The sequence below is a fragment of the Streptomyces sp. NPDC053750 genome, assembly GCF_044544295.1.
Lineage (GTDB): Bacteria > Actinomycetota > Actinomycetes > Streptomycetales > Streptomycetaceae > Streptomyces.
This window is the reverse complement of the sequence record NZ_JBITXB010000006.1, coordinates 319667-333103: the sequence shown is the minus strand read 5'-3', so window position 1 is coordinate 333103 and position 13437 is coordinate 319667. Positions and strand designations below refer to the sequence as shown.

The window sequence follows — 13437 nt, the reverse complement described above, 5'->3', positions numbered from 1 at the left end:
GGCCTTACGATGGGTGCCATGACTGCTTCGCCTGGCCGCCGTGTCCTGCTCGCCGCCCCCCGTGGCTACTGCGCGGGTGTGGACCGCGCCGTGATCGCCGTCGAGAAGGCCCTGGAGCAGTACGGGGCCCCCGTCTACGTCCGGCACGAGATCGTCCACAACAAGTACGTCGTCCAGACGCTGGAGAAGAAGGGCGCGATCTTCGTCGAGCAGACGGAGGAGGTCCCCCCGGGGAACATCGTCATGTTCTCCGCGCACGGCGTGGCCCCCGTCGTCCACGAGGAGGCCGAGCGCGGGAAGCTCGCCACCATCGACGCCACCTGCCCCCTCGTCACCAAGGTGCACAAGGAAGCCGTCCGTTTCGCCAACGACGACTACGACATCCTCCTGATCGGCCACGAGGGACACGAGGAGGTCATCGGCACCTCCGGCGAGGCCCCCGACCACATCCAGCTCGTCGACGGCCCCGAGGACGTGGCGAAGGTCGAGGTCCGCGACCCGTCGAAGGTGGTGTGGCTGTCGCAGACCACCCTCTCCGTCGACGAGACGATGGAGACCGTCGACGCGCTGAAGGACAAGTTCCCCCAGCTGATCTCGCCGCCCAGCGACGACATCTGCTACGCCACGCAGAACCGCCAGCTCGCGGTCAAGCAGATGGGCGCCGAGGCCGACCTGGTGATCGTCGTCGGCTCCCGCAACTCCTCCAACTCCAAGCGCCTCGTCGAGGTCGCGAAGCAGGCGGGCGCGCGCGACGCGTACCTGGTGGACTTCGCCGACGAGATCGACGAGACCTGGCTGGACGGCGTCTCCACGGTCGGTGTCACCTCCGGCGCATCCGTGCCGGACGTCCTGGTCGAGCAGGTCCTGGAGCGGCTGTCGCAGCGCGGCTTCGAGGACGTGGAGATCGTCAAGGCCGCCGAGGAGTCCATCATCTTCTCGCTGCCCAAGGAGCTCCGCCGCGATCTGCGCGAGGAGGCGGCGTCCCTCGTGGCGCAGCGGGGCGGTACCGGTACGGCTGGCTCCGGTACGGCTGGCTCCGGTACGGGCGGCTCCGGTACGGCCGGGGAGTGACTGTCAGTCGCAGGCCGTAACGTGGTGCCATGCAGATCTTCGGCGTGGACATCGGCGGATCCGGGATCAAGGGCGCCCCTGTGGACCTCGACAGGGGCGACCTGGCCCAGGAGCGCTGCAAGGTACTGACCCCGCACCCGGCGACCCCCGACGGCGTGGCCGACGGTGTGAAACAGGTCGTCGACCACTTCGGCTGGACCGGACCCGTCGGGCTCACCTTCCCGGGCGTGGTGACGGGCGGTGCCGTGGTCCGCACGGCGGCCAACGTCGACAAGAGCTGGGTCGACACCGACGCGCGCGCCCTGTTCGGTGAGCGGCTGGGCGGGCTGGACGTGACGGTCGTCAATGACGCGGACGCGGCGGGCGTCGCCGAGATGCACTTCGGCGCCGGTCGCGGCCGGCGGGGCACGGTCGTCGTCCTCACCTTCGGCACCGGCATCGGCAGCGCCGTCTTCTCCGACGGCGTCCTCGTCCCCAACAGCGAGCTGGGCCACCTGGAGCTGGACGGTCACGACGCGGAGAAGCGCGCGTCCAGCAAGGTCAAGGACGACCACGACATGTCGTGGGAGCAGTGGGCCCACCGGGTGCAGAAGTACCTCGCCCACGTCGAGATGCTGTTCTCACCCGAGCTGTTCATCATCGGCGGCGGGGTCAGCCGCAAGTCCCACAAGTTCCTGCACCACATCGAGGGCATCCAGGCGGAGATCGTCCCCGCGCAGCTCCAGAACAACGCGGGGATCGTGGGGGCGGCGATGCGGGCGGCGGAGCGGACCGGAGCAGCCTCCGCCACGGGCTGAGCCGGCGGACCGGCAGCCGGGGGCCGACTCGGCCGTCACGCCGGTGGGCGGTTGCGGGCGGCGGCCCGTCGGCGCAGCAGCCGGATCCGGCGGACGAGCGCGGTCGCGCCCGCGAGCAGGGTCCCGGCGTACAGCCAGCCGGCCTCGGTGGCCAGCGCGGTCACCAGCCCCATCAGCCGCCCACTGAGACCGTCCCCGCTCTCGGACACGGTGACCAGCCCCACGGCGAAGGCGATCGGCACGACGACGGGGGCGGTCAGCAGGTCGCCCCTGTGCGTCCAGAGCGCGGTGAGCAGGCACACCGGCAGGAACAGCACGCCGTACACCGTCAGGGACGCGCCGAACAGCACCTGATCGAGGAACCCCAGCAGGGTCATCACGGCCGCACAGAACAGGCCGCTGCCCAGCCCCGTCAGCCGAGGGTTGGGCATCTCCCGCAGCGCGCGCACCACGCCCGGGAACCCACGCACCGGAGCCCCGGACCGGGGCGCCCGCACCGCGGCCGGGGCCCGCCGTGGCCCGCCACCCGGTCGTGGCCCGTTGCCCGGTCGTGACGCGCCACCCGTAGGCGCTCCGCCCGTCCGCCCGCCCGGCCGGGCCGCAGCGGCGGCACCCCGCCCCTGCGGGGGCAGCGGCGCCCGGCCCCGTCGCGGTCCGTACTGTGCAGGTCGCGTCCTGTGTTGCTCCACTGGACCAACTTAGGTCGGTTTATGTGCCGAATGGCCCTCCAGACACGCCGTCGGGCAGACCTTGAACAAGCCTTCGGCACCGGGGAGGGCCGGTACCGGCCACCCCGTAGACTGGGGGATCGGCCCTTGCCTGGCCCGCCCCACCAACCCCCTCCGCATCCTCACGTACGGGAAGTCGCAACGTGTCGCTCACGATCGGAATCGTCGGTCTGCCGAATGTCGGCAAGTCGACCCTGTTCAACGCCCTGACCAAGAACGACGTGCTCGCGGCCAACTACCCGTTCGCCACGATCGAGCCCAACGTCGGCGTCGTGGGCGTCCCCGACCCCCGCCTGACGAAACTGGCCGAGATCTTCTCCTCCGAGAAGGTCCTCCCGGCCACCGTCGACTTCGTCGACATCGCGGGCATCGTGCGCGGCGCGAGCGAGGGTGAGGGCCTGGGCAACAAGTTCCTCGCCAACATCCGCGAGTCCGATGCGATCTGCCAGGTCATCCGCGCCTTCAAGGACGAGAACGTCGTCCACGTCGACGGCAAGGTCTCGCCCAAGGACGACATCGAGACGATCAACACCGAGCTGATCCTCGCCGACCTGCAGACCATCGAGAAGGTCCTCCCGCGCCTCCAGAAGGAGTCCCGGATCAAGAAGGACGTGGCGCCCAAGGTCAAGGCGGTCGAGGAGGCCAAGGAGATCCTGGAGAAGGGCGACACGCTCTTCGCCCACGGCATCGTCCAGGGCACCGAGCGCAACGAGCTCCTCCACGACCTCCACCTCCTCACGACGAAGCCCTTCCTCTACGTCTTCAACGTCGACGAGGACGAGCTCACCGACGACGACTTCAAGGACGAGCAGCGCGCCCTGGTCGCCCCCGCCGAGGCGATCTTCCTCAACGCCAAGCTGGAGGCGGACCTCGCCGAGCTGGAGGAGGACGAGGCCCTGGAGCTCCTCCAGTCCGTCGGCCAGGACGAGCCCGGCCTCGCCACCCTCGCCCACGTCGGCTTCCGCACCCTCGGCCTGCAGACCTACCTGACGGCCGGCCCCAAGGAGTCCCGCGCCTGGACCATCAAGAAGGGCGCCACCGCCCCCGAGGCCGCCGGTGTCATCCACACCGACTTCCAGAAGGGCTTCATCAAGGCCGAGGTCATCTCCTTCGACGACCTGGTCGAGACGGGCTCGGTCGCCGAGGCCCGCGCCAAGGGCAAGGCCCGCATGGAGGGCAAGGACTACGTGATGCAGGACGGGGACGTGGTGGAGTTCCGCTTCAACGTGTAGCGGCTGTCGTCCCACCACGTCACTGATCTGGCCAACGTGCAGTTCGGAGAGGGCTCGACTCTACGGAGTCGGGCCCTCGGTCTTTCCCGTGCCGGGATCGTGCTGGGGAGGAGGACGCCCGTGCCCGTCAGTGCCGAGACGTGGCGGGCTGCCCCGTCGTACAGGCCCTCCACTTGGCACGGTCGGGGTGCGGGGCGGCGGCCGAATGACGGTGGGCCCAAGTCCCGTGTGCATCGCGCCGACCGAACTCACTCGTAACGCAGGCGCAGAGACTCCCGTTCGGCCTCCTCGATCTGGTCCAGGGTCAGGCCCGGCAGGTCCAGTTGGGCCAGTATCACCTCGGCGCTGGTCGGCTGGGCGTCAGCGGGCAACCACTGCTCCGGCCGCCAGGCGTTGGCGCGCATCAGCGACTTCGGGCAGTGCGGATAGGCCTGCTCGACCTGCACCACAAGCGCGCTGACCGGTGGCTTCCCCACGGGAGTGAGGTGGGCGAGCAGCTCCGGGCGCGCCGAAACACAGGCGCGGCCGTTGACCCGCAGCGTGGTCGGGCGGCCGGGGACGAGGAAGAGCAGCCCGACGCGTCCGGTCTCCAGCACGTTGTGCAGGGTGTCGAGCCGCTTGTTGCCGGTCGCGTCGGGGATCACCAGGGTCTGCTCGTCCAGCACCGAGACGAACCCGGCCGGGCCGCCGCGCGGCGTCACGTCCGCCCGGCCCTCGCGGTCCGCACTGCCGATGAACACCAGGGAGGAACAGCCGATCAGCGCCCGGGTCTCCTCGGTCAGGCGGTCGATCGCCTTGCGCAGCGCGTTCGGGTGCGGCTGCGGGTAGAGCTCACGCAGCTGGTCCGGGCCGGTGAGGGCGTCCGCCCGGAGGGAATCGAAGAGCAAGCCGGCAGCATCGGTGTCGATCGTCATACCGGCGACCCTAGTCCGGGCGATCTTCGTTGACACGCGCTATGAGGTCGTGGATCAGGAACTCCCCTGGCCCGCAGTTTTCCCTGAGGCGCGCGAGATGACCGACAGCGTAGAGCCGGCCCGTCCGCGGCTTGCCGGGTCCGGCGTGGTCGGTGACACCTCGTCGCGCCCTCAGCGGAACGCGAGTTGACCCTCCCCCTACGTCAGGCTTGAGGCTGTGTGCCGACGAAAGGGCGGGTGGATGAGCTACTCCGTGGGGCAGGTCGCGGCCTTCGCCGGCGTGACGGTGCGTACGCTGCATCACTACGACAAGGCGGGAGTGCTCTCGCCCAGTGACCGCAGCCAAGCCGGGTACCGGCTCTACAGCGAGGCCGACCTGGTCCGGCTCCAGCAGATCCTCTTCTACCGCGAGCTCGGCTTCCCTCTCGAAGAGATCGCCGCGATCTTCAAGGATCCGCAGGTGAACCCCCTGGCGCGACTCCAAGCCCGGCAGCGACAGCTGAACGAGGAGATCGCCAGGCTGCAGCGGCTGGTCGAGGTGGCGGAACGGGCCATAGAGGTCCAGAAGACCGGGGTGCCCCTGACGCCTGAGGAACGCTTCGAGGTCTTCGGCGAGGTCGCCTTCGACCTGAGTTACGCCACCGAGGCGGAGCTGAAGTGGGCGCACTCGGAAGGACAGCGCCAGGCGATGGCGCGCGCGGACGCCCACACCAAGGAGGACTGGCGCCGGCTCATGGGCGAAGCCGCCGCCTGGCGCGCGGAGCTGCTCGCGGCCTTCGACGAAGGGGAGCCGAGCTGCGGCGAGCGGGCCATGGACCTCGCCGAGGAACATCGCCTGCACATCGCCCGCTGGTTCACCTCCTGCCCGCCCGACATGCACCGGCGCATCGCGGACGACTTCGTCGCCGACCCGCGTGCCTTCGCCCTGGTCGTACCGCCCTCGCAGCAACGCCCCGGCCTGGCCGCCTACACGCGTGAGGCGGTCCACGCCAACGCGGCCCGCCACGCAGGTGACGGCACCGATGGTGAGGAGAACCGATGAGGATCATGATCGCCGCGGCCGGATCGCGCGGCGACGTCGCGCCCTACACGGGCCTGGGCGCCGAACTGCGCCGGGCCGGCTACGACGTCGCCCTCGCCGCCACCGACACCTTCGCACCCCTCGCACGCGAGGCAGGGCTGGATTTCCGCAGTCTGCCCGCCGACACGCGGGTGCACGGCGATGTCACAAGCAAACGTGACCTGATGCGGACCGCTGCCGCGTTCATCACCGAACTGGGTCAGGGCTTCGCCGACGCGGTGGACAAAGGCACCGACCTGCTCCTGCTGTCGACCACCACGGCCCCCCTCGGCTGGCACCTCACCGAGGCCACGGGCACACCGAGTCTCGGCGTGTACCTCCAGCCCACCGCACCGACCGGCGACTTCCCACCCGTCGTGACCGGCTCCCGCTCACTGGGCCGACTCGCCAACCGGGCAACCGGACGCTTCGCCCTGCGGATGGCCGACCGCGTCTACGCACAGGCGGTCGCACAACTGCGTCACCGCCTCGCTCTCCCTCCGGCCTCCCCTGCCGAGGTGCGCCGACGGCAGGAACAGGCGAACTGGCCCATCCTGCACGGATTCAGCACGGCCCTGGTGCCCCGTCCCTCCGACTGGCGCCCCGGCCTGGACGTCGTGGGCAACTGGTGGCCCCACCACGACCCGGCCGAGCGGCTGCCTTCCGAGATCGAGGATTTCCTGAGCGCCGGACCCCGGCCCGTCCTCGTCGGCTTCGGCAGCATGGCGTCCGGCGACGGGGAGCGGCTGAGCGGGATCGCGGTGCGAGCCCTGCGCCGTGCCGGGCTGCGCGGCATCCTCCAGGCAGGCAGCGCCCAACTCGCCGCCGACGCGGAGGACGTGCTCACCATCGGGGACGTACCGCACGCCCTGTTGTTCCCACGGCTGGCCGCGGTGGTCCACCACGGCGGGGCCGGCACCTCGGCCGCCGCGCTGCGCGCCGGGGTGCCCGCGGTCACCGTCCCCGTGACCGCGGACCAGCCGTTCTGGGCCGGGCGACTCGCCGCCCTCGGTGCCGGCACCGACCCGATCCCCTTCCAGTCCCTCACCGCCGAACGGCTGGCCGACTCCCTTCGCCAAGTGGTGAAGCAGCAGTCACACAGTCGAGCCGCCGCAACAGCGGCACACCACATGGCGACCGAAAACGGAGCACTGAAGACACTCAAGGCCATCCAGCAACTGACCGAGGGATGAGGCCGATCCGTTCCTCGCGCCGTCATCCGCGAGGAGGCCTGTCCGTAGGGGACCGGCACAGGCATTGCCCTGTGGGTGTCAGCGCCCCGTCGTGCCGTCGATCAGTTACCACAGGATGTCCGCGTGGCCCGCGAGGGCTTCGAGTGGCTGTACGTGCTGAGCGGCCGGCTGCGGCTGGTGGTCGCAGAGCGCGACCTGACGCTGTCGCCCGGTGAGGCGGCCGACGGGGGCGGGGGCTCGCGACAGGCCGGGCCGTCACTCCTGCCCGACCACCCGTCGGCACGCCTCCTCGTACCCCCGCACCAGCACCCGCCCCTCGTCCTCCCGGCGCCGGGCCAGCGCGTAGCGGCTGGGGCCAAGCCCGCGGACCGGGCGGGTGGTCACGCCGCCCAGGGTGATCAGCGGGGCGTTGCCCGTGGCCACGAGGCAGACGCCGAGGCCGGCGACGAGGGCCTCGTACGTCTCCTCCGTGCCGGCGATCTCCGCCCCGATGCGCGGCGGCCGACCGGCGTGCCCCGGCAGTGCCTGCCGCTCCTCCATCGCCAGCCAGAAGTCGCGCAGCACCCCGGCCCGAGGCGGCAGGGCGAGGAACGGCTCGTCGGCCAGGTCGGCGAAGTCGATCTCCGCGCGGGCCGCGAGCGGGTGGGTGTCGGGGAGGGCGACCACGCGGGGTTCCTCGGCGACCACCGTCCAGGCGTAGCGGGCGGCGTCGGGCAGGGGCAGCCAGACGTAGGCGACGTCGGCCGTGCCGTCGGCCAGGCCCGCCGTCGGGTCCTCCCAGCTCACCTGCCGCAGCCGCAGGCGCGCGTCGGGATGGGCGGCCGTGAAGCGGGAGCGGATCGCGGGCAGCAGGCCGCCGCGTCCGGGGCTGGTGCTCATGCCGACCACCAGGGTGCCGCGCCGGGCCGCCCGGGCCGCGTCCACCGCCGCCGCGCCCTCCGTCCAGTCGGCCAGTATCCGCCGGGCGTGCGGCAGCAGCGCCGTGCCCGCCTCGGTGAGCGACACGCCCCGCGGTTCGCGCCGGAAGAGCTCGATGCCCAACTGTTTCTCCAGCGCCCGGATCTGCTTGCTCAGCGCGGGCTGGGACACGTACAGCCTCTCGGCCGCCCGGGTGAAGTGCAGTTCCTCGGCCACCGTCGCGAAGTAGCGCAGCTCCCGCACATGCACGTCCGTCGTCATGACCGTTGGCTATCACCCCGGGTCTTGGACGGGCAACTGGCTTGCGGGGCAGAGTGGTTGACGTCGAAGACACGGAGACGAGGGAGTCGGTATGAACAAGGTGTGGCTGGTCACCGGTGCGAGCAGCGGGTTCGGGCGGGCGATCGCCGAGGCGGCCCTGGCCGACGGCGACGTGGTGGTGGGTGCGGCGCGGCGGCCCGAGGCGCTGGACGACCTGGTGGCCGCCCATCCCGACCAGATGGAGGCGCTGCGCCTGGACGTCGCCGACACGGCGGCGGCCGGGGCCGCCGTTCGGGACGTGGTGGCGCGGCACGGGCGGATCGACGTACTTGTCAACAACGCCGGCCGCACCCACGTCGGTGCCCTGGAGGAGACGGGTGAGGACGAGCTGCGCGCCCTGTTCGACGTCCACGTCTTCGGGCCGGCCGCGCTGACGCGGGCCGTGCTGCCGCACATGCGGGAGCGGCGCTCGGGCGCGATCGTGCAGATGAGCAGCATGGGCGGGCAGTTGTCCTTCGCGGGTTTCTCGGCGTACAGCGCCACGAAGTTCGCGCTGGAGGGCCTGTCCGAAGGGCTGGCCGACGAGGTGCGGGAGTTCGGCATCAAGGTGCTGATCGTCGAGCCGGGCGCCTTCCGCACCGGCCTGTTCGAAGCCGGGAACGCGGGCATCAGCGCGGACAGCGGTGTGTACGCCAAGGTCGGCGAGACCCGCGGGATGGTCGCCGCGGGCGACGGCAGCCAGCCCGGCGACCCCGCGAAGGCGGCGGCGCTGATCCTGGACGCCCTGGCGGCCGAGCGCACCCCGCTGCGCCTGCCGCTCGGTGACGACGGTGTGAGCGCGGTTCTCGGCCATCTCGACCAGGTCCGCGGGGACGTCGAGGCGTGGGAGAAGCGGAGCCGGGCGACGGGCTTCGACGACTGACCCTTCGTCAGGGCGCCGATGGCGCCGGGGAGCAATGGCGCCGGGAAGCGACGGCGCTCAAACGGCGCGAGGCCCTGCACATTCGTGCAGGGCCTCTTGTGCAATTCCTCTGGAAGCCTCAATCTTTCGGCTGACGCACCAAAGCCGCCCCGCATTGACATGGTCATGACCATGCCGCATGTCGTCCGGGACGGCCTGCTCGGCGTGCACGAACCCCACCATGCACCACCCCACCGAGGAGGACCCCTCACATGGCAGTGCTGCGTCACCACCTCCACCGCACCACCCGGCGAAGACTGGCCGTCCTCAGCGCCGCGGCCACCGCGGCCCTCGCCGCGAGCCTCGTCTCCGCGCTCCCCGCCACCGCCGCGGAGGGCCGCATCCAGTACGAGGACGCGGCGAACGCCGTCGCCGGCAGCTACATCGTGACCCTCAAGGCGGACGAGGCGAGCTCCGGCTCCGCCGAGGGCCGCGCCCTGGCGAAGAAGTACGGCGCCGACATCGAGCGCACCTACACCAAGGCGCTCAACGGCTACGCGGTCGAGGCCTCGGAGACCGAGGCGAAACGTCTCGCCGCCGACCCGGCCGTCGCCTCCGTCGTCCAGAACCGCACCTTCCACGTCACCGGCACCCAGCCCAACCCGCCCTCCTGGGGCCTGGACCGCATCGACCAGCAGAACCGCCCGCTGGACAGCTCGTACACCTACCCGGACAGCGCCGGGCAGGGCGTGACGGCGTACGTCATCGACACCGGCGTCCGCATCACCCACAGCGACTTCGGCGGCCGCGCCTCCAACGGCTACGACGCCATCGACAACGACAACACCGCCCAGGACGGCCACGGCCACGGCACCCACGTCGCCGGCACCGTCGCGGGCACCTCCTACGGCGTCGCCAAGCAGGCGAAGGTCGTCGGCGTCCGGGTCCTCGACAACTCCGGCTCCGGCACCACCGCCCAGGTCGTCGCCGGCATCGACTGGGTCGCCCGCAACGCCGTGAAGCCCGCCGTCGCCAACATGTCGCTGGGCGGCGGCGCCGACAGCGCCCTGGACACCGCCGTCCGCAACGCCATCGCCTCCGGCATCACCTTCGCCGTCGCGGCCGGCAACGAGTCCACCAACGCCTCCACCAAGTCCCCGGCCCGGGTGACGGAGGCGATCACGGTCGGCGCCACCACGTCGAGCGACGCCCGCGCCAGCTACTCCAACTACGGCTCGGTCCTTGACCTGTTCGCCCCCGGCTCGTCCATCACCTCGGCCTGGAACAGCGGCGACTCGGCCACCAACACCATCTCCGGTACGTCCATGGCGAGCCCGCACGTCGCCGGCGCCGCCGCTCTGTACCTGGCCGACAACCCCTCGGCCACCCCCGCCCAGGTCGCCACCGCGCTGACGTCCGCCGCCACCAGCGGCGTCGTCTCCAACCCGGGCAGCGGCTCGCCCAACCGCCTGCTGAACGTCGGCGACGGCGGCACCACGCCCCCGCCCGGCGACCGCTTCGAGAACACCGGTGACTACACGATCCAGGACAACGCCACCGTCGAGTCCCCGGTGACCGTCACCGGCGTCGCGGGCAACGCGCCCTCGGCGCTCTCCGTCGACGTGAACATCGTCCACAGCTACATCGGCGACCTCCAGGTCCAGCTGGTCGCCCCGGACGGCACGGCGTACACGCTCAAGGCGTACGGCACCGGCGGCAGCGCGAACGACATCAACACCACGTACACCGTCAACGCCTCCTCGGAGACCGCGAACGGCACGTGGAAGCTGCGGGTCAGCGACAACGCGTCGTGGGACACCGGGCGGATCGACGCCTGGGCCCTGCAGTTCTGACGCAACCCTGGATCTGACGACAGTTCGGCTCAGTGAAGGAACTCGCCCTCGCGGCACGGCTTCGGGTCGGTGACCCGGTCCACCGCGGGGGCGAGGCACGTGTGCCGGTGCACGGCGGGACAGCCGACCCGCATACCGCCCCCGTTCACGCCGCGCTTACGATGCGCCAAGCCGTACGGCCCCAGCCGCACGCCGTACGCCGCACCCGCGGACCCTCCGCCGGCCCGTCGCCGCCCAGCTGCCTGAACAGGAGCACGGTACCCGTGTCCATGCCGCCACCCCCGGGGCCGGGGCCCCAAGGACCGTGCCCCCAGGGCCCGTACGCCGCCCCCCAGTGGGGCCACCCCTGCGGGACCGTCCCGCCCCGGCCGGCGCCCGTCAACGGTCTCGCCGTCGCCGCCTTCGTCCTCGGCGTCCTGTGCTTCGTGCCGGCGGTCGGACTCGTGCTGGGACTGATCGCGCTGGGCCAGATCAGGCGCAGGGGCGAACGGGGCAAGGGGTTCGCCGTGGCCGGTTCCGTACTGTCCTCCGTGGGGCTGGTCCTGTGGGCGGTGACGCTCTCCACGGGCGCCGCCGCCGACTTCTGGGACGGCTTCAAGGACGCCGCACGGAGCGAGGGCACCGCCTACGCGCTCGAGAAGGGCGAGTGCTTCACCACCCCCAGCGGCTCGCTGCAGGGAGTGACGTACGACGTCGACGAGGTGCCCTGCGACGAGGAGCACGACGGCGAGGTGTTCGCCGCCTTCGAGCTGCCGGGCGGCGCCTTCCCCGGCGACGACGAGATCACCCGGGCCGCCGACGACCAGTGCTACGCGCTCCAGGACACCTACGCCATGGACCGCTGGGCCCTGCCGGTCGACGTCGACGTGTACTACCTGACGCCGACCTCGCAGAGCTGGCGCACGGGCGACCGGGAGATCACCTGCCTGTTCGGGAACACGGACGAACGCGGCACGCTGACGGGTTCGCTGCGCAACGACGGCCGTGGGCTCGACTCGGACCAGCACACGTACCTGCTGGCGGAGGGCCACCTCAACCGGGCCATGGACGAGGTGCCCGTGGCGGAGACCGTCGAGGAGGACTTCGCCGGGTACCGGGTCTGGGCGGGGCAGGTGTCGGAGGCGCTCAGGGGCGAGCTCTCGGTGCTGAACGCGCACAGCTGGTCCGGCGACGCCGAACGGCCGGTCGCCGACCTGGTCGCGGACCTGGAGGCGGCGCAGGAGGAGTGGAGCCTGGCGGCGAAGGCGCCCGACCTCGACACGTTCTACGAGCACTACGGCAAGGGCTACGACCTCGTCGTGGCCGACACGACGGTCACCGCCCGCGAGGCGCTGGGCCTGGCCACGACCCGGCCGGAGTACGACGAAGGCGGCGACGGCGGGGGTGAGAGCCCGGGGCGGGAGGTGTGACGGCGGCGGCAGTGGGGAGAAAGTGCCTGCGTGATGCCCCTCGCGGCCACAAGTCATCACATCGAGTGATTCTCTGGCCTTTGCTTGCCTGGCACAACCCACGGTTGCCACGCTCTTGCTGTCTGTACAACCTGATGGGAGCGGCCAGTGACATTCGGTGAGCAGCCGGCATATCTGCGTGTCGCGGGTGATCTCCGCAAGAAGATCGCCGACGGCCTGCTGCCGCCCCACACCCGCCTCCCCTCCCAGGCGCGGATCCGCGAGGAGTACGGCGTCTCGGACACCGTCGCCCTGGAGGCGCGCAAGGTGCTGATGGCCGAGGGGCTCGTCGAGGGCCGCTCCGGTTCCGGGACGTATGTGCGCGAGCGGCCGGTGCCCCGGCGCATCGCCCGCTCCGGATTCCGGCCGGCGGGCGGCGCCACCCCCTTCCGGCAGGAGCAGGCCGACGGTGAGTCGCGCGGCACGTGGGAGTCGCGCAGCGAGCAGGCCGAGGCGAGCGGCGAGGTGGCCGAGCGGCTCGGGATCAAGCCGGGGGACCGCGTGATGTGCACGCGGTACGTCTTCCGGGAGGCCGGCGACGCGATGATGCTCTCCACCTCCTGGGAGCCGCTCGACCTCACCGGGCGTACGCCGGTGATGCTGCCGGAGGAGGGGCCGCTCGGCGGCATGGGCGTCGTCGAGCGGATGGCCGCCATCGACGTCGTCGTGGACAACGTGACCGAGGAGGTCGGCGCCCGCCCCGGCCTCGCCGAGGAGTTGCTCGCCCTGGGCGGCGTCCCGGGCCACGTGGTCCTGGTCATCCAGCGCACCTTCTACGCCTCCGGCCGCGCGGTCGAGACGGCCGACGTGGTCGTCCCGGCCGACCGGTACCGGGTGGCGTACCACCTGCCCGTCAAGTAGGGGCGCCGTCGGGGGAGTTCGCCCGTCCACGGTGGTGTGAGATGGCGCACGCCTCTCGTGCGCCTCCCGCGCCCCCTTTTCGCGCTCGGACGGGTGTCCGGTCCCTCCGCCCTCGTTCCAGTGGCGCCGGAATCCGGTCGTTCTCGCAGGTCGTCCTCGCCGTACCGGCATGCCTCCGACCGGAGGCGGAGGTGCGTGGT

Annotated in this window: 12 protein-coding genes and 1 pseudogene; 10 read left to right on the top strand and 3 right to left on the bottom strand. The window is 71.6% G+C overall.

The features are described 5' to 3' along the window. Positions 1-9 precede the first annotated feature (9 nt). Positions 10-1071, top strand: coding sequence for a 4-hydroxy-3-methylbut-2-enyl diphosphate reductase (locus tag ACIGO6_RS19790; RefSeq protein ID WP_399877727.1), 1062 nt, complete (start codon positions 10-12; stop codon positions 1069-1071). 29 nt (positions 1072-1100) lie between these two features. Further along, on the top strand, positions 1101-1868 hold the full coding sequence (ppgK, locus tag ACIGO6_RS19785) for a polyphosphate--glucose phosphotransferase (RefSeq protein ID WP_399877725.1): 768 nt from the start codon (positions 1101-1103) through the stop codon (positions 1866-1868). A 35-nt stretch (positions 1869-1903) separates the two neighbouring features. On the opposite strand, the gene ACIGO6_RS19780 is transcribed toward ppgK, so the two are convergent. Continuing rightward, positions 1904-2557: a DUF6542 domain-containing protein gene (locus ACIGO6_RS19780; protein ID WP_399877723.1), complete on the bottom strand. Its 654-nt coding sequence runs from the start codon at positions 2555-2557 to the stop codon at positions 1904-1906. Positions 2558-2739: 182 nt separating this feature from the next. Between ACIGO6_RS19780 and ychF the strand changes: the two genes are divergently transcribed. Then, the gene (gene ychF / locus ACIGO6_RS19775) at positions 2740-3828 is read left to right on the top strand and encodes a redox-regulated ATPase YchF (RefSeq protein ID WP_399877721.1); all 1089 of its coding nucleotides are present in this window, start codon (positions 2740-2742) and stop codon (positions 3826-3828) included. Positions 3829-4076: 248 nt separating this feature from the next. Here the strand turns inward: ychF and ACIGO6_RS19770 are convergent, their stop codons facing one another. After that, entirely contained in the window at positions 4077-4742 is a 666-nt protein-coding gene (locus tag ACIGO6_RS19770; RefSeq protein ID WP_399877719.1) for an MSMEG_1061 family FMN-dependent PPOX-type flavoprotein, read from the bottom strand. Positions 4743-4983: 241 nt separating this feature from the next. On the opposite strand from ACIGO6_RS19770, the gene ACIGO6_RS19765 reads away from it, so the two are divergent. The 3 genes and pseudogenes from ACIGO6_RS19765 to ACIGO6_RS19755 all read left to right on the top strand — a co-directional run. Continuing rightward, positions 4984-5784 (top strand): MerR family transcriptional regulator, encoded by an 801-nt coding sequence (locus ACIGO6_RS19765; RefSeq protein ID WP_399877718.1) that lies wholly within the window; start codon positions 4984-4986, stop codon positions 5782-5784. Continuing rightward, positions 5781-6995, top strand: a complete 1215-nt coding sequence (locus tag ACIGO6_RS19760; RefSeq protein WP_399877716.1) for a glycosyltransferase — start codon at positions 5781-5783, stop codon at positions 6993-6995. The genes ACIGO6_RS19765 and ACIGO6_RS19760 overlap by 4 nt, the downstream gene beginning before the upstream one ends. A 132-nt stretch (positions 6996-7127) precedes the next feature. Continuing rightward, positions 7128-7220, top strand: a pseudogene (locus ACIGO6_RS19755) (XRE family transcriptional regulator); the annotation flags it as partial. Between the two features lie 30 nt (positions 7221-7250). On the opposite strand, the gene ACIGO6_RS19750 reads toward ACIGO6_RS19755, so the two are convergent. Next, positions 7251-8174, bottom strand: coding sequence for a LysR substrate-binding domain-containing protein (locus ACIGO6_RS19750; RefSeq protein WP_399877714.1), 924 nt, complete (start codon positions 8172-8174; stop codon positions 7251-7253). A 91-nt stretch (positions 8175-8265) separates the two neighbouring features. Between ACIGO6_RS19750 and ACIGO6_RS19745 the strand changes: the two genes are divergently transcribed. From ACIGO6_RS19745 to ACIGO6_RS19730, 4 genes are all read left to right on the top strand, one after another. Then, the gene (locus tag ACIGO6_RS19745; RefSeq protein WP_399877711.1) at positions 8266-9096 is read left to right on the top strand and encodes an oxidoreductase; all 831 of its coding nucleotides are present in this window, start codon (positions 8266-8268) and stop codon (positions 9094-9096) included. A 251-nt stretch (positions 9097-9347) separates the two neighbouring features. Continuing rightward, positions 9348-10928 (top strand): S8 family peptidase, encoded by a 1581-nt coding sequence (locus ACIGO6_RS19740; RefSeq protein ID WP_399877708.1) that lies wholly within the window; start codon positions 9348-9350, stop codon positions 10926-10928. 269 nt (positions 10929-11197) lie between these two features. Beyond that, positions 11198-12337 carry a DUF4190 domain-containing protein gene (locus tag ACIGO6_RS19735; RefSeq protein ID WP_399878186.1) on the top strand — a complete coding sequence of 380 codons (1140 nt, stop codon included), beginning with the start codon at positions 11198-11200 and terminating at the stop codon, positions 12335-12337. Positions 12338-12484: 147 nt separating this feature from the next. After that, positions 12485-13237: a GntR family transcriptional regulator gene (locus ACIGO6_RS19730; protein WP_399877706.1), complete on the top strand. Its 753-nt coding sequence runs from the start codon at positions 12485-12487 to the stop codon at positions 13235-13237. Positions 13238-13437: the final 200 nt, after the last annotated feature.

What these genes read in the sequence shown, in the direction of transcription:
- ACIGO6_RS19770 (WP_399877719.1), bottom strand. Translation starts at nt 4,742, where the DNA reads ATGACGATCGACACCGATGCTGCCGGCTTGCTCTTCGATTCCCTCCGG.
- ACIGO6_RS19765 (WP_399877718.1), top strand. Translation starts at nt 4,984, where the DNA reads ATGAGCTACTCCGTGGGGCAGGTCGCGGCCTTCGCCGGCGTGACGGTG.
- ACIGO6_RS19750 (WP_399877714.1), bottom strand. Translation starts at nt 8,174, where the DNA reads ATGACGACGGACGTGCATGTGCGGGAGCTGCGCTACTTCGCGACGGTG.
- ACIGO6_RS19735 (WP_399878186.1), top strand. Translation starts at nt 11,198, where the DNA reads ATGCCGCCACCCCCGGGGCCGGGGCCCCAAGGACCGTGCCCCCAGGGC.
- ACIGO6_RS19740 (WP_399877708.1), top strand. Translation starts at nt 9,348, where the DNA reads ATGGCAGTGCTGCGTCACCACCTCCACCGCACCACCCGGCGAAGACTG.
- ppgK (WP_399877725.1), top strand. Translation starts at nt 1,101, where the DNA reads ATGCAGATCTTCGGCGTGGACATCGGCGGATCCGGGATCAAGGGCGCC.
- ACIGO6_RS19760 (WP_399877716.1), top strand. Translation starts at nt 5,781, where the DNA reads ATGAGGATCATGATCGCCGCGGCCGGATCGCGCGGCGACGTCGCGCCC.
- ACIGO6_RS19790 (WP_399877727.1), top strand. Translation starts at nt 10, where the DNA reads ATGGGTGCCATGACTGCTTCGCCTGGCCGCCGTGTCCTGCTCGCCGCC.
- ACIGO6_RS19745 (WP_399877711.1), top strand. Translation starts at nt 8,266, where the DNA reads ATGAACAAGGTGTGGCTGGTCACCGGTGCGAGCAGCGGGTTCGGGCGG.